The organism is Pectobacterium zantedeschiae, from assembly GCF_004137795.1.
In the GTDB taxonomy this organism is placed as follows: Bacteria; Pseudomonadota; Gammaproteobacteria; order Enterobacterales; family Enterobacteriaceae; genus Pectobacterium; species Pectobacterium zantedeschiae.
Genome location: NZ_NWTM01000007.1, coordinates 55,798 through 71,101 on the forward strand (window position 1 = coordinate 55,798; position 15,304 = coordinate 71,101).

At 54.9% G+C, this 15,304-nt stretch carries 11 protein-coding genes; 5 read left to right on the plus strand and 6 right to left on the minus strand.

Annotation, left to right across the window (positions count from 1 at the left end):
• Positions 1-32: 32 nt before the first annotated feature.
• Positions 33-1,313 (plus strand): glutamate-1-semialdehyde 2,1-aminomutase, encoded by a 1,281-nt coding sequence (gene hemL, locus CLR69_RS22155; protein WP_129712024.1) that lies wholly within the window; start codon positions 33-35, stop codon positions 1,311-1,313.
• Between the two features lie 175 nt (positions 1,314-1,488).
• The gene (locus CLR69_RS22160) at positions 1,489-2,112 is read left to right on the plus strand and encodes a glutathione S-transferase family protein (RefSeq protein WP_129712025.1); all 624 of its coding nucleotides are present in this window, start codon (positions 1,489-1,491) and stop codon (positions 2,110-2,112) included.
• A gap of 2 nt (positions 2,113-2,114) precedes the next feature.
• On the opposite strand, the gene CLR69_RS22165 is transcribed toward CLR69_RS22160, so the two are convergent.
• The gene (locus tag CLR69_RS22165; RefSeq protein WP_129712026.1) at positions 2,115-3,575 is read right to left on the minus strand and encodes an aminotransferase-like domain-containing protein; all 1,461 of its coding nucleotides are present in this window, start codon (positions 3,573-3,575) and stop codon (positions 2,115-2,117) included.
• A gap of 135 nt (positions 3,576-3,710) precedes the next feature.
• Between CLR69_RS22165 and CLR69_RS22170 the strand changes: the two genes are divergently transcribed.
• A complete protein-coding gene (locus CLR69_RS22170) occupies positions 3,711-4,301 on the plus strand; it encodes a LysE family translocator (RefSeq protein WP_129710205.1) in 591 nt (196 codons plus the stop codon).
• 42 nt (positions 4,302-4,343) lie between these two features.
• Here the strand turns inward: CLR69_RS22170 and fhuB are convergent, their stop codons facing one another.
• The 5 genes from fhuB to hrpB form a co-directional block, all read right to left on the minus strand.
• A complete protein-coding gene (gene fhuB, locus CLR69_RS22175; protein ID WP_129712027.1) occupies positions 4,344-6,362 on the minus strand; it encodes a Fe(3+)-hydroxamate ABC transporter permease FhuB in 2,019 nt (672 codons plus the stop codon).
• Complete coding sequence (fhuD, locus tag CLR69_RS22180) at positions 6,355-7,281, minus strand: Fe(3+)-hydroxamate ABC transporter substrate-binding protein FhuD (protein WP_129712028.1); 927 nt, start codon at positions 7,279-7,281, stop codon at positions 6,355-6,357. Before fhuD ends, fhuB begins: the two co-directional genes overlap by 8 nt.
• 16 nt (positions 7,282-7,297) lie before the next feature.
• Entirely contained in the window at positions 7,298-8,095 is a 798-nt protein-coding gene (fhuC, locus tag CLR69_RS22185; protein WP_129710211.1) for a Fe3+-hydroxamate ABC transporter ATP-binding protein FhuC, read from the minus strand.
• A gap of 617 nt (positions 8,096-8,712) precedes the next feature.
• Positions 8,713-11,193, minus strand: a complete 2,481-nt coding sequence (gene mrcB / locus CLR69_RS22190; protein WP_129712029.1) for a bifunctional glycosyl transferase/transpeptidase — start codon at positions 11,191-11,193, stop codon at positions 8,713-8,715.
• Between the two features lie 102 nt (positions 11,194-11,295).
• On the minus strand, positions 11,296-13,740 hold the full coding sequence (gene hrpB / locus CLR69_RS22195) for an ATP-dependent helicase HrpB (RefSeq protein ID WP_129712065.1): 2,445 nt from the start codon (positions 13,738-13,740) through the stop codon (positions 11,296-11,298).
• Positions 13,741-13,834: 94 nt separating this feature from the next.
• Here hrpB and thpR point away from each other — a divergent pair, with 94 nt between their 5' ends.
• Positions 13,835-14,365, plus strand: a complete 531-nt coding sequence (gene thpR, locus CLR69_RS22200) for an RNA 2',3'-cyclic phosphodiesterase (protein ID WP_129712030.1) — start codon at positions 13,835-13,837, stop codon at positions 14,363-14,365.
• Positions 14,366-14,408: 43 nt separating this feature from the next.
• A complete protein-coding gene (sfsA, locus tag CLR69_RS22205; protein WP_129712031.1) occupies positions 14,409-15,113 on the plus strand; it encodes a DNA/RNA nuclease SfsA in 705 nt (234 codons plus the stop codon).
• The last annotated feature ends 191 nt before the right edge of the window (positions 15,114-15,304 follow it).

Here is a 15,304-nt window from a genome sequence, read left to right on the forward strand (position 1 = left end):
ATTTTACGATCAAGACCAGTCAGGACCGCGTAATGAACAAATCTGAAAGCCTGTATGCTGCGGCACAACAACTTATTCCCGGCGGAGTGAACTCACCGGTTCGCGCCTTTAACGGCGTCGGCGGCACGCCGCTGTTTATCGAACGGGCAGATGGTGCCTACCTCTACGACGCCGACGAGCAAGCGTACATTGATTACGTGGGGTCGTGGGGCCCGATGGTGCTGGGCCACAATCATCCAGCGATTCGCGATGCGGTGATTGCTGCCGCAGAACGCGGTTTGAGTTTTGGCGCTCCTACCGAGATGGAAGTGCAGATGGCGCGACTGGTTACCTCTCTGGTGCCTAGCATGGATATGGTGCGGATGGTTAATTCCGGTACGGAAGCCACCATGAGCGCGATTCGTCTGGCTCGTGGTTATACGGGCCGCGATAAAATCATCAAATTTGAAGGCTGCTACCATGGCCACGCCGACTGCCTGCTGGTAAAAGCGGGTTCCGGTGCGCTAACGTTGGGTCAGCCTAACTCTCCCGGTGTTCCAGCCGATTTCGCCCGCCATACGTTGACCTGCGTCTATAACGATCTGTCATCGGTACGCGCCGCGTTCGAACAATATCCCGATGAGATCGCTGCGATCATTGTCGAACCCGTCGCAGGCAACATGAACTGCGTTCCACCGCTACCCGATTTCCTCCCTGGCTTGCGCGCGCTGTGTGACGAATTTGGTGCCCTGTTCATCATTGATGAAGTGATGACTGGCTTCCGTGTCGCCCTAGCAGGTGCACAGTCGCACTACGGCGTGGTACCGGATTTGACCTGTCTGGGGAAAATCATCGGCGGCGGCATGCCAGTCGGTGCATTCGGCGGCAAGCGCGAAGTCATGCAGGCACTGGCACCGACCGGCCCGGTTTATCAGGCGGGAACGCTGTCCGGCAACCCCATCGCTATGGCGGCAGGCTTTGCCTGTTTGACGGAAGTGGCGAAACCCGGCGTACATGAAAAACTCACCGCGTTGACCAATCAGTTGGCCGACGGCCTGCTGGCTGCGGCGAAAGCCGAAAATACTCCACTGGTCGTTAATCAGGCAGGCGGCATGTTCGGTCTGTTCTTCACCGATGCCGACAGCGTCACCAGCTATCAGGATGTGATGAAGTGCGACGTCGAACGCTTTAAGCGTTTCTTCCACATGATGCTGGAAGAAGGGATTTATCTCGCGCCGTCCGCTTTTGAAGCAGGCTTTATGTCGCTGGCGCATACGCCACAGGACATCGAACGCACTATCGAAGCGGCACAGCTCTGCTTCTCACGCCTGTAAAGCAAACGCGTACACCATGGCGTCAGGGAGTGACGCCATGGCTGCTTAATAACAGCCCTTCTCTACCCTCCACTTCTGCCTTTCACTTTTTTCGTCAGAATTATCGTTTGAGAATGACAAGCCATTTCAAATTGGTTATGAGTATGTCTACTTGCCTGAAAATAGCGGAGAAGTCATGTTAAAGGTTCTGGGACGTACGTCGTCGATCAACGTTAGGAAAGTGCTGTGGCTGTGCGATGAATTGGCAATTCCCTTTCATCGCGAAGACTGGGGTGATGGCTATAAGTCACCTCAATCACCGGAATTTTTGGCGCTCAATCCGAATGCCATGATACCGGTTATTCAAGACGACGATTTCGTCATGTGGGAATCGAACGCGATTTTACGCTATCTCGCTAATGCGAAAGACGGAAGCGGGCTCTACCCACAAGATCCGCGTAGCCGCGCCTCCATCGACCAGTGGATCGACTGGCAAGCTACCGAGCTCAATCCCTCATGGCGTTACGCCTTTATGTCGCTAGTACGCCAGTCTCCCGCGCATCAGGAGCAACAGCTCTTGGCAGAATCCTGTAACCTTTGGTCACGCACCATGGGCATTTTGAATCAGCAATTGGAGCGGACTGGCAACTACGTTGCAGGACAAGCGTTTACGCTAGCCGATATTCCCATCGGGTTATCGGTAAACCGTTGGTATGAAACGCCGCTGGAGCACACAGACTATCCTGCCGTCCGCGCCTACTATGAGCGCTTAAGCGAGCGCGCAGGCTACCTGACCTGGGGACGAAACGGCACGCCATAACACTATTCTGCGCTACCCGGCCCAATGCCGCTCATTTCACACGCCAGTGCCCCCGCGCGCTTGAGCGCATACGTGTAGCGTTCATCAAACGGGTAGCAGCAAGACAGCCGAAGCGAGTGTTTACAGCGGCTACTCAACGTGTAGAGCTCGCCGGGTGTGACGCAAATCTTCTCTTGCAACAGGCGATGGAATAACTCAACCCCATCCACACCACCCGGTAATTCGAGCCAGAAAACAAACCCGCCCTGCGGCTGCGTCGCGCGGGTACCCTGTGGAAAATGCCGGGCAATCAGCCCACGCGCCTCATCCATCTGCGCGGCATAGCGACGACGCAGCGTGCGCAGATGGTGATCGTAACCGCCGGACTCCAGAAACTGCGCCAGCGTTTCCGATAGCAGCGCCGATTCCGCCATTGACGACACTGCTTTCAGCCGCGCCACTTTTGCCCGAAAACGCCCCGATGCCATCCAGCCGATGCGAAAGTCGGGCGCCAACGTTTTCGTGAAGCTGGAACAGTAAATGACCCACCCCTCGCGGTCGAAGGCTTTCACCGTAGGTGACAGCGGCCAGGTAAACTGAAGCTCGCTGTATAATCCATCTTCGATAAGTGGCACCTGATAATCATTCACCAGCTTTGCCAACCGCTTTTTATCCGCCAGCGTCATGCTGCACCCTAACGGATTTTGCGCGTTCGGCATGGCGATAATCGCCTGTAACCGATTTTCTGATAGCAGCAACTCCAGCGCATCCATCGAGAGGCCACGTTGCGGATCGGTAGGAATTTCCACCGTTTTCAATCCCAGACTGGCTAACAGAGGAAAGAGATAAAAATAGGTTGGGGTTTCCAGCCCAACACAGTCACCCGGCTGCGTAACCGTGCGTAGCGACAGCTGTAGCGCTTCCATGCAGCCGTGAGTAATCGTGATGTCCTCACGGGTCAATGTCATACCCAAATCCATTGCTCGCCGTGCTACTTCGCGCCGCAGCCGTTCACTGCCCGGCGGCAGCGCATAGCGGCCAATCAGCTCAGGCTGTCGCCGCAGCAAGGAAGCAGCAATACGGCTGATTTTTTCAGTAGGATAGAAATCAGCATGCTGCGGGCACGCCAGAGAAATATTGGTGTAGTCGGGGTGAGTTTGGGCAGCAAACACGGTATCAATCAAATCCAGTTGCTCACTGCCCGGCACAATCACCTGCGCACGATGAGGTTTGCTTTCCGTCAGAGACGGCAGACGCCCTCGGACAAAATAGCCGGACTGCGGTCGTGCTTCGATTAACCCGCGATCCTCGAGAATACGCCAGGCATTCAGCACCGTATTCACACTCACCTGATGCGATCCAGCGACACGGCGAATAGAAGGTAAGCGGCTTCCCGGCGCTAACGTCCCTTGATGAATGGCGGTGGCGAAGGTTTCCGCGAGTTGTTGATAGAGCGTACTTTCTTGTGAGTCGATGATGGACACAGTTCCCCCGCCAGCCAATGAGTACAGTTAACGATTAATGCATTTTGTACCCATTACAATAATCATTTTGTGTATCTGTAACCATTTATTTTTTCTGCCTACTATAGTGCTCTTCCCCATCATCAGGATAACACCATGCTCGATCCTTCTTTTTTCAGCTACGTCACCGTCATGTCAATCACGCCGGGACCGAATAATCTGCTGCTGGCAACGTCAGGCGTCAATTTTGGCTTGCGCCGTACGTTACCGATGATGATGGGCATTTCCGTTGGCTGTGGGATACAAACAGCGCTGATGGGGGTGGCATTAGAGCTTCTGCTTAGCTGGATGAGCGTGATCCGCCTCCCTCTCACCGTGCTGGGATGTGTCTATCTGCTGTGGCTATCATGGAAAATCGTGCGCTCATCGGCACCGGAGTTACAAGGGCGAGTACAGCCGATGAGCGTACTACAAGGGACGTTATTTCAAGCGGTAAATCCGAAGGCCTGGCTGATGTCCAGTAATATAGCCCTACTCTATGCAGCCAGCGGTGGCCTTTTCACCACGGTAATCGCCTTTATGGCGCTCAATCTGCCCTGCATTTTGGTGTGGGCACTACTTGGCGATCGCATCGGTAAACATCTTCAGGAACCGTGGAAGCTGAAAGCCTTCAACGGCATCATGGCGCTTTCTCTGCTGCTCACCACGTTCTGGATGCTGATCGAAGCTATCAACGTTTCCAGCTAATCACACGGCGTCAGCGGGTTTCCCTTCCCGCCGACGCTCGCGTTATTTCACCTGTTTGCGCAACAGATAAATAAAGTAAGGCGCACCGATAAACGTCGCGAGCAGCCCTGCCGGAATCTGCGCCGGAAAGAGGATCATCCGACCAAACCAGTCCGCAATAACCATTAGTGCCCCGCCAATCAGCGCAGAGCTAGCGATTTGCGGCAACACCCGGCTAAAGCCCAGCATCCGCGCCATATGTGGTGCCATGAGGCCCACAAAACTCATCGGCCCAACCATCATGGTTGCCATCGCGGTCAGCACCGAAGCCAACAACAAAATCAGCAAGCGAACGGGCGTGACAGCCACACCAAGCGATCTGGCGGTTGTGGTGCCAAGCGGCAAAATACGCAGCCAGCGCTGACAGAGCGGGACAATCAACAGCAACAGAATCGAAATCACCGCCGTTCGTATCGCGTCTACAGGTTCGACCGCATAGGTTGATCCCGACAGCCAGGTCAGCACCGTCCCCATGCGCGGATCGCCGCTGGCTAACAACAGTGCGATCACCGTGGAAAACGCCATGCTCAGTGCTATCCCCGCCAGCAGCATTCGCTGCGTAGAGAAACCGCCTCGTCCGGCGATAATCACCATGATCAGCAGCGTCAACGCCGCCCCCGCGCTACCGGCTGGAAGCAACCACACGAACGCGTTGCCGGGGATGAAGAACAGCAAAATAATGACACCAAACGATGCACCGGAGCTAATCCCCAGCACTTCCGGGCTTCCCATCGGGTTACCCGTTAATTTTTGTATTAGCGTTCCTGCCACCGCCAGCATAACCCCAGCGGTCAGCGCCGCCAGAACCCGAGGCCAGCGCCATGAAAGCAATTGCGCTAATACATCACCACCGCCCCACTGCCAGCCTTCTGCATCTTTCCCCAACATCAGCGCCGTGATAACGACCATTCCCAGTAGCACGATACCGAGCACCAGCCACTTTCCCCATAGACTACGTTCGAGCGCCGGTGTGCTATTACTATCGACCAGCACGGGCTGGCCGCTATTACGCAGGCGAGGCAGCAACCATAGTAGCAGCGGCGCGCCAATCAGCGCAGTCGCCGCGCCCGTAGGTATTTCACGCCATACTCGGCTCAACCAGATAACGCCCTGATCGGTAACACCGAGCAGCAGCGCCCCCAGCAGCGGTGCTAACAAAAGGCGATGCAGTAAGCGCCGTGCGCCCAACATTTTCGCCAGCAGTGGCGCAAACAGGCCGATAAAACCAATAATGCCCGCTGCATTCACCAACTGAGCGCACAGGAAAATCGCCAACCCGAGCGCGCTCAGACGAGCCAGCGACAGCCCAAGCCCCAGATTACGTGCAACGCCGTCATCCAGCCCCATCAGCGTTAGCGGACGAATCAGAAGCAGTGCCAAACAGAAACACACCAGAAGGCGCGGGAGAACAAACTGCACATTGCTCCAGTCCTGCTGGTTCAGCACACCGCTGCTCCATAAGAACAAGCCCTGAAGCTGTTCATGATGAAAGAGCACCAACAGTTGATTGACCGCACTACAGTAGAAACTCAGCACCAGCCCCGCCAGTATCAGCGTCACTGGTGATAATCGCTTGCCCCAAGCTACGCCAAACACCAATGCGCCAACCACCAACCCGCCGATCATAGCAGCAGCCTGTTGGATCCATACACCGCCGGGTAGCGCCCAGAGCGTTACCACCGTGATGCCTAGCTGTGCGCCTGTGGCTATCCCCAGCGTTGACGGCTCAGCCAGCGGATTACGCAAGACCTGCTGGAACAACACGCCACACAGTCCCAGCCCTGCGCCAATCAGCGGTGCCAGCACCATGCGCGGTAACAGACTATAGTGGAACAAAAGTTGCTGGATATTATTCAAGGCAGGCTGTGTCAGCGCCTCAAACCACTGTGAAACGGGCAATTGCTGCTGCAAATTGTAGCTGCCCACTCCCAATATCACGAACAGCAGAAAACCCATTAAAACGATGGGAAGTACCAACGGGGGCATAGCACGTTTGTGCGCGACAGACAGCGAATTAGGCATGCTTTCTTGCCTCCAATGCCTGATTCAATACGCGGCAGAAGCGCATCGCCGAGATCGTTCCGCCATACAGCCAGACGGCTGGCACACGCTGTAAACGCTGTTGACGCACAAACGGCATGGCCTGCCAGAGCGGATTGTTATCAAGCTGTGCGCTAATAGCGCTATCGCCATGGTCAAAGCAGAGCACATTGGCATCACCGACTTCCGCCAGACGTTCAATCCCCACAATTGTGCTGCCCCAGAAACTGGTTTCACCCTGCCAGGCATTCTCTATCCCGATATGATCCATTACTTCCTGAAAAAGGCTGTTCTTGGCCATTATCAGAACATGGCGACTATCGACCAGTGTGATAAGCAGCAAAGGCCGCTCGGTATACGGCTGAAGCGCGATCTTTTCCTGCTGGAGAAACTGCGCCAACTCCGTCAGATGCCGTTCTCCGGCTGCCTTCATATTTAGCGCATCGGCAAGTTTCATCACTGAGGCCTGTGCCGAGGTCAGCGGCTTTCCTTGTCCGCTACTGAAGCCAAAACCCAGCAGCGGAGAAATGCGGGACATTTTCGCGACCGAAGGGCCGTAACCTTCAGAATAAAGAATCATGGATGGGCGAATCTGCGTCAGCAATTCAAGGTTTGGTTCGGTACGCAGCCCCACATCAATCACTGACTCAGGCAGTGCTGGCTCTTTCACCCACAGGTTGTAATTATGCTTATCGGCAATCGCAAAGGGCGTGATGCCCAACGCCAGAAGCAGTTCAACAGGCAACCATTCCAGTGCCACAATGCGGTTTAGATCAGGGAAAGCACTTGTGCTCCCTCTGCTCGCCGCTGAATAAACCAGCGGTGACAGCAGCAGCGCCGTCAATAAACGACGGCGTAGCGGATCGGGGGAGCGCGGAGAAGAAGAAAATTCAGGCATCATTAGTAGGTAAACCGAGTTAACAAACGAAGCTGACCGGTGCGCCACCAGCCGGATGAGGCAGAATGCCCATAGGGATGCCGTAGATATTTTCCAACACATCCCCTTGCATCAGCGCGACAGGCTCACCCTGCGCAATCATTTTTCCGCCACGCAACGCCACCAGATGATCGCAGTAGCGGGCTGCCATATTGATATCATGCAGCACCGCAATCACGGTGATGCCGCGCTCGTGGCTCATGCGCTGAATCAGCGCCAGAACCTCAACCTGATGCGCAATATCCAATGCAGAGGTCGGTTCATCCAACAGCAGGCAGCGACTGTCCTGTGCCACCGTCATTGCCAGCCAGGCTCGCTGCCGTTCACCGCCCGACAGACTATCCACCAAACGGTTAGCAAACGGCTTTAATCCCACCAGCGTAATGGCTTCTTCGACCTTTTCCCGATCGGCGCTGCCGAAACGGCCTAATGCGCCATGCCACGGGTAGCGCCCCACGGCAACCAGCTCACGTACGGTCATTCCCTCAGCAGCAGGAAGCTGCTGCGGTAAATAGGCAACCTGACGGGCGAATAATTTGCTGTCCCAGCTTCCGATCGCCTGTTCGCCCAACAGTGCGGTACCGCTGCTGGCAGACTGATGGCGACCCAGAATTTTCAGCAATGTCGATTTGCCTGAGCCATTGTGCCCAATCAGGCCACACACTTTTCCTACGGGGAACGTGATCGATAACGGGTGTAACAGCGTGCGTCCAGCAACGGAAAAGCTGACGTCGTCCAGTCTGAAGGTGGTATCAGGCAGTACAGTTTGATTTTGCATAGCGCTTTTGATTTTTAATGTCACGGACGGAAAGGGGTATAAGCGGCGATCGCTATTCCCGTAACTATCGAACCAGACCCATAACGATCAAGCTAAAAGAGAACGATAATGATTACGATAAAGGCAGCATGATAGGCGCAACAGAATGCCAATCGCAAGACTTTTACCTGTCGGTGCCAGAATGGCATGGCAGGAAAAGCGGTATCAGGCAGGATGCGGTGCTCGCCTCAAAATAGCAGAGAAAAAAAATCCACGTAGATTCAGCCTATTAGGAACATTTTATGCCACTATTGAGGCGGTTTCGTGCGCGATAATACCGTTATTTTCAGGCTATCTTGTAGCACGCGCCCGACATAGGGGGCTACGCCAGCCCCCTATGAACCTCGGCTTTTAGCGTGAATTATGCCGCTGACGCGGTTCCTTCGTCGGTATCAGGCTTAACGGACCGCTTGCGACACGTTCCATACGTGGCGCAAGCTTTCGCCGCGTCCATGCGGCTCATCCTAAGCCTGCTATCTCCTCAGCATAATTTTTTACGCCAGATAACGACAAAACACGCGATTCCTCTATCTTTGTCTATAAGAAACAATAGATTAACCAGGCGCAGTGAGAAGCGCTTATTGACCAAACATTTGTTTGATCCAGTCAGCGACACCTTCTCCATTTTGTTGATCCTGCTGCGCTGAAGGCTGCGGCTGGCTGGCCTGACACAGTGCCTGCGGATTATCCGTCCAGACTGGCAAGACGCGTCCGGCGCTGCTGCCGTTACAGATAAAGTTTCCGCTGGCATCCACCGTCATGGTCGTGATGCCTTCCGGCGGCGTCAGCATCAACGGCAGCGGCGTTTGGTTTTCCAGATAGCGACGATAAATCGTCAGCGCACCGTTTGCCCCAGTCAGCTTGGCCGGGCCGTTGTTATCACGCCCTACCCAGCTAATCGCCACTTCTTTACCGTCAATCCCGGCAAACCAGCTGTCACGCAGGTCATTGGTGGTACCGGTTTTTGCCGCCAGATGATAATTCGGGAATTTCACCGCCAGCGAACGCGATGTACCACGCTCGACTACCTGCTGCATGCCATACAGCGTCAAATAGGCCGCCTGCGCCGGAACCGCCCGTTCAGCCTGCGGGAAACTCTGATACAGCACCGTGCCATCTTCCGCAATCACCGAACGCAGTGAGGAAAGCGGAGCGCGATTACCACCGCTGGCGATCGTCTGGTATTCCTGCGCCACTTCCATCGGCGTCAGACTGATCGCGCCCAGCAGCATCGCAGGAACAGGCTGAATCACGTTTTCGGGGATACCTAAGCGCTTCAGCGTTTCCGTGATCTGATTCAGCCCTACAGCCATCCCCAGATTGACAGTCGGAACGTTCAGCGAGTTCGCCAGCGCATCGACCAGCATGACGCGGCCACGGAACTCACGATCGTAGTTCTTCGGCTGCCACAGCTGTCCGTTAGGCTGCTTGATCGACAGCGGCTCATCCGCCAGCAACGTATTCAGACGATAGGTGTCCGGCTGGCTCAGCGCCGTCAAATAGGTCGGTGGCTTCGCCAGCGACCCGACAGGACGACGCGCCTGTAGCGCACGGTTAAACCCGGCATACTGTGTTTGAGCACCGCCAACCATCGCGCGGACTTCGCCACTGAAACGATCGACAATCACCATTGCCGCTTCCAGATCGCTGACGTTACGCCCTGCACGCAGTGCCGGAACGCCCACTTCTACCGCTTTTTCCGCAGCATCCTGCGAGACCGGATCGAGCGTGGTGAAGACCTTCACGCCGGAGAGATCGTTAACCTTGTCGCCAAGCCGCTGTTGCAGTTCCTGACGCACCATCTGCATAAATGCCGGCTGAGGACTGATTACGCCGCCTTTCGGCTGTACACCCAGCGGACGTGCACTCAGCATGTTGTACAGATCGGCATCAATCACCTGTTGATTCTGCAACAGGCGCAGTACCAGATTGCGTCGCTCTAACGTAATTTCTGGATTACGCCACGGGTTATACAGTGACGCCCCTTTCACCATTCCCACCAGCAGCGCCTGTTGATCGAGACTCAGTTCATTCACCGGACGACCAAAGTAATACAGGCTGGCAAGCGGGAAACCACGGATCTGATCGTTACCGCTCTGACCGAGGTACACCTCGTTGAGATACAGTTCAAGGATACGATCCTTGCTGTAGCGATAATCCATAATCAGCGCCATATAGGCTTCGTTAGCTTTACGCCACAGTGAACGCTCGTTAGTCAGGAACAGGTTCTTCACCAACTGTTGCGTCAGCGTACTCCCGCCCTGGACTGCGCGTCCCGCCGTGATATTCGCTAAAAACGCACGGCCAATGGAGTACAGGCTGATACCATCATGTTCATAGAAATGGCGGTCTTCGGTCGCCACCAGCGTATCAACGAGTAGATCGGGGAAACCGGTACGCGGCACAAACAAACGCTGTTCGCCATTCGGCGACTGCATCATGGTGATCAGCTTCGGATCGAGACGGAAAAAGCCGAAGTTACGCTGGTTGTCCAAATTCTGAATCTGCGACAGACGATCGTTGGCAAAGGTCAGACGCGCTTGAATCTGCCCTTCTTTCCCATCAGGGAAATCAAACGGACGGCGCAGCATATCAATGCTGTTGCCGCGTACGCTGAATTCACCCGGACGGGTAATACGGCTCACCTGACGGTATTGCATACCTTCCAGCAGGCTAATCATCTCTTTCTGGCTATAGGCCATGCCCGGCTCGAGGTTGACCATTCGGCCATAGACGGCGGCGGGCAACTGCCAGACTTTGCCTTCAATACGGCTGCGGATCTGACTGTCGAGATACACGCCATAGATCGCCATCGCCACAGCAAAGATCAGGAACAGTTTAATCGCCAAGCCCAGCCAGCGACGTCTTCTCTGCGATTTCCGCGTCATGGTGTCATCGCCGTCGTAATCATCATCGTCGTCATAGTCGTCCTGATAATCGTCATAGTCATCATCATCATAGTCGTCATCCCTGCGACGTCGTATGGCCTGTTTGCGTTCAGGCTTACGTTTTGGCGCTTTCCCTTTACGTCCGATAGGTTCGCGGTCATCCCGAGACATTACAATAACTTCTCCATCAGGTTGTTCACGGCTATCAGCTCTGCGCTCAAGCCGCCTACTCTGTTTCCAGCCCCCTTTTTGGGAAAGCGGAAACGTCTGAAATTAGTGATTCTGATATTTCTTGGTACGTCTCGTTGGAGCCGTATTTGCCGGATCGTCCGGCCAGACATGCTTGGGGTAACGCCCCTTCATCTCTTTTTGCACGTCGCGGTACGTGCCTTGCCAAAATGCCGCTAAATCACGCGTAATCTGTAATGGACGCTGTGCTGGCGATAAAAGTTCCAACACCAGCGCCACACGACCTTCTGCCAGCAGCGGGCTCTGCTGCTCGCCGAACATTTCCTGCATCCGCACCGATAGCATCGGTGGCTTATCGTCATAATAAGCGATAGGCAAGCGGCTGCCTCCGGGGGCTGTGTAGTGCGTCGGCAATGCACTATCCAGCCGCTGGCGCAGTGACCAGTCCAGCGGCCGCAACAGCGCATCACTCAAATTAATCTGGTGCAGCGCACGTAAATCCCGCACGCCGGACAGTGACGGCTGTAACCAGATTTCCAACGTTGCCAGCAGCGTGTCGTCGTCCACTCGCGGCCAGTCAACCTCAGGTAACCATTGGTGTGCGCACTGTAACCGGGCACGTAGCTGCAAGGCCGTAGCATCCCAATGTAATGCTTTGAGCCCCTGCTCCCGAATCCAGGATAACATCGCCTGCTGTAATGCCTCATCAGAAGGCTTGTTCAACGGGCGCGTCCGCAAAGTCAGGCAACCTATCTGGTCGCGCTGGCTGGCGCGCAGAGTACCCTTTTCTTCGTCCCAGTGCACCACGTTACGTTCATTTATTAATCCGGGTAATCGCCGCTCCAGCCGTTCAATATCCAGCGGCAGCGCCAGCAGGATTCGCGCGTCTGCGCTTTGCTTGTTTTGCAACAGGGCCGGTGCCAGCAGCCACTCGCTACCCGACAACGCATCGTCAGCCGACATCATCGCGCCGCTTCCGTTAGCAAGCTGGTAACGCCCATCCTGACTGCGCCGCCGGGCGATACGGTCAGGAAAAGCCTGTGCAAGCAGCCAGTCGGCTTCGCCGCCGTCAATATGTCCCGAGGCCGTCGATAAACGACGCGTCAGCTGTTTTGCTCTCCGCTGCCAGTGCGCTAACGGACGATGCAGCCAATCAGTCAGATTGATCGACCCGCTACGCGGTGGCTCTTCAAGTATCGCGGCCAAACATCCGGCTGTGGCCAACGCCCCTGCACTGTGCTGTGATGCGGCATACAGCATCGTCGCCAATCTGGCATCGCTGCCTAGTGCCGCGATCTTCCGCCCTTCGGCAGTCAACCGACCCTGGTCATCAGTAATGCCAAGCTGGCGCAACAGTTGGCGTGCAGCATAAAGCGCAGGCGCCGGTGGCGTATCCAACCAGGTTAACTGTGCCACATCAGTACAGCCCCACTGTAATAAATCCAGCCAGACGCTGCTTAAATCACTATTCAGTATCTCGGCTTCGCTTTGCACCGCAGCACGTTCGGCCTGTTCGCGAGAGCATAGGTGCCAGCAAATACCGGGGCTTAAACGCCCCGCACGCCCCGCGCGCTGCACCATAGAGGCTTGACTAATACGCTGTGTCACCAGACGGGTCACACCGCTTTTTACATCGAAGCTGGCTACACGTTCAAGGCCGCTGTCCACCACCAGCCGGATCCCTTCAATCGTCAGGCTGGTTTCAGCAATATTGGTCGCAAGCACCACCTTACGACGGCCCGGTGCCGCAGGCAGAATCGCCTTTTGCTGTTCCGCCAGCGTTAAGGCGCCATATAAAGGGCAGAGGTCTGTCTCGCTCGACACGCTATTTTCCAGTAGCGCCTGCACGCGGCGAATCTCCGCCACACCAGGCAAAAAGAGCAGTAACGACCCTTCCTCTTCGCTGAGCAAACGCCGAACCTGTCGCGCAACACCTTCTTCCAAACGCTCCTGGCTATTTAGCGGTGCATAACACCGTTCTACTGGATAGCTGCGGCCTTCGGAAACCACGCAGGCGGCTTCCGGCAACAGCGCCGCCAGCCTCGCATTGTCGAGCGTCGCGGACATAATCAGCAGTTTTAAATCGTCGCGTAACCCTTGCTGCACATCGAGCAGCAACGCCAATGCCAAATCGGCCTGCACGCTGCGCTCGTGAAATTCATCCAGAATGATCAGCGCAACGCCTTGTAGTTCCGCATCCTGTTGTAGCAAACGGGTCAGCATGCCTTCGGTGACAACTTCCAGCTTCGTGGCATGACTCACGCAGCTTTCCGACCTCATGCGATAACCTATCGTTTGCCCCGGTTCTTCACCCAACTGCTGCGCCAAACGCCAGGCAACACTCTTCGCCGCCAGACGGCGCGGCTCCAGCATGATGATGCGCCCGTTCACGTTGCCCTGTTGCAGTAATTGCAACGGCAACCAGGTTGATTTCCCCGCACCCGTTGGGGCATTGAGCAGCACCTGAGGCGCGTTATGTAGCGCCGTTATCACATCATCCAGCACGGCGCTGACGGGCGGTAAAATCACAGACATCTCCGTATTAAGGTTAACTTTCAGCGGTGAGCATTGTAGCATCTGGATGAATGTAGCATCGGATGGAATCAGAACAAGAGAGCGTGCCATGTCAGCCACCCGCCGCCTGTTTTTTGCCTTATCACTACCGGAAACCACACAGCAAGAGATTATCCGCTGGCGTGCCGAACACTTTCCTCTGGAAGCGGGTCGTCCAGTCGCCGCCGCCAATCTTCATCTGACGCTGGCGTTTTTAGGCGATGTGAGTGAACAAAAGGCACAGGTCTTACAGGCCTTAGCAAGTCGTATACGCCAGCCCTCGTTTGCCCTCACGTTGAATGATGCCGGGCACTGGCCACGTCCCGGCGTGGTTTGGCTGGGCTGCCGTCGTGCACCACGCGGATTGCTACAGCTCGCGGAACTGTTACGTTCTCAGGCCGCGCGCAATGGCTGCTATCAAACGGCATTGCCTTTTCATCCGCACATAACGCTATTGCGCGGCGCAACTCGTCCTGTGGCGATTCCCCCCGCGACGTTCAACTGGCAAGATGACATGACGCATTTTTCTCTTTATCAGTCACTTTTCGACAATGGCAAAACCCGCTATCAAAAGCTGGAAAGCTGGTCATTTATTAAATAGGCGAGTCGTTGTCGTTAGATAAAACGAATAAGACAGGATACCCATGGACTATACCCCACGTTTACAACCTGCCCGGTTGATTAAACGGTACAAACGCTTTTTGGCCGATGTCGTAACATCAGAAGGCGAGACGCTCACGCTGCACTGTGCCAATACTGGTGCAATGACGGGCTGTGCTACACCCGGTGATACCGTCTGGTATTCAACGTCCGATAACCCTAAACGTAAGTATCCGCAAAGTTGGGAACTGACTGAAACGCAACAACATCACTGGATTTGTGTCAATACTCTGCGTGCCAACACATTATTGTACGAAGCCTTGTTGGAAAATCGCATAGAAGAGCTGGCAGGCTATTCAGACGTAAAAACGGAAGTAAAATATGGCACGGAAAACAGCCGAGTCGATCTGCTTTTACAGGCGCCAGACAAGATTGACTGCTATATTGAGGTGAAATCCGTCACATTATTGCAACATGAATGTGGTTACTTTCCCGATGCAGTTACACTCAGAGGGCAAAAGCATCTACGTGAGCTGCAACAGATGGTTTCCAATGGAAAACGTGCAGTCCTTTTTTTCGCCGTTCTCCATTCAGGAATCCAACAGGTTTCTCCCGCCCGACATATTGATTCACGCTATGCGGAATTATTTATAGAAGCACAACAGGCAGGGGTTGAAATTTTATGTTATGGCTCCACATTATGCCCTGACGGTATTAAATTGACGCATAAACTACCGTTGTTGGGATAAAGCACAAGCATTGCATAACACGCCGAACGTACCACCAAAGGCGTAACACATTGTTTATTATTTAATGGTTACCCTAAATAATTCGAGTTTCAGGAAGGCGGCAAGGGAAGGAGTTCCGATGAGCTTACATAGGTAAGTGATTCGGGTGACTGACAAATCTGCCACAGGCAGATTTGAACGCTGCTTGCAGC

What these genes read in the sequence shown, in the direction of transcription:
- hemL (WP_129712024.1), top strand. Translation starts at nt 33, where the DNA reads ATGAACAAATCTGAAAGCCTGTATGCTGCGGCACAACAACTTATTCCC.
- CLR69_RS22160 (WP_129712025.1), top strand. Translation starts at nt 1,489, where the DNA reads ATGTTAAAGGTTCTGGGACGTACGTCGTCGATCAACGTTAGGAAAGTG.
- CLR69_RS22170 (WP_129710205.1), top strand. Translation starts at nt 3,711, where the DNA reads ATGCTCGATCCTTCTTTTTTCAGCTACGTCACCGTCATGTCAATCACG.
- fhuB (WP_129712027.1), bottom strand. Translation starts at nt 6,362, where the DNA reads ATGCCTAATTCGCTGTCTGTCGCGCACAAACGTGCTATGCCCCCGTTG.
- fhuD (WP_129712028.1), bottom strand. Translation starts at nt 7,281, where the DNA reads ATGATGCCTGAATTTTCTTCTTCTCCGCGCTCCCCCGATCCGCTACGC.
- fhuC (WP_129710211.1), bottom strand. Translation starts at nt 8,095, where the DNA reads ATGCAAAATCAAACTGTACTGCCTGATACCACCTTCAGACTGGACGAC.
- mrcB (WP_129712029.1), bottom strand. Translation starts at nt 11,193, where the DNA reads ATGTCTCGGGATGACCGCGAACCTATCGGACGTAAAGGGAAAGCGCCA.
- thpR (WP_129712030.1), top strand. Translation starts at nt 13,835, where the DNA reads ATGTCAGCCACCCGCCGCCTGTTTTTTGCCTTATCACTACCGGAAACC.
- sfsA (WP_129712031.1), top strand. Translation starts at nt 14,409, where the DNA reads ATGGACTATACCCCACGTTTACAACCTGCCCGGTTGATTAAACGGTAC.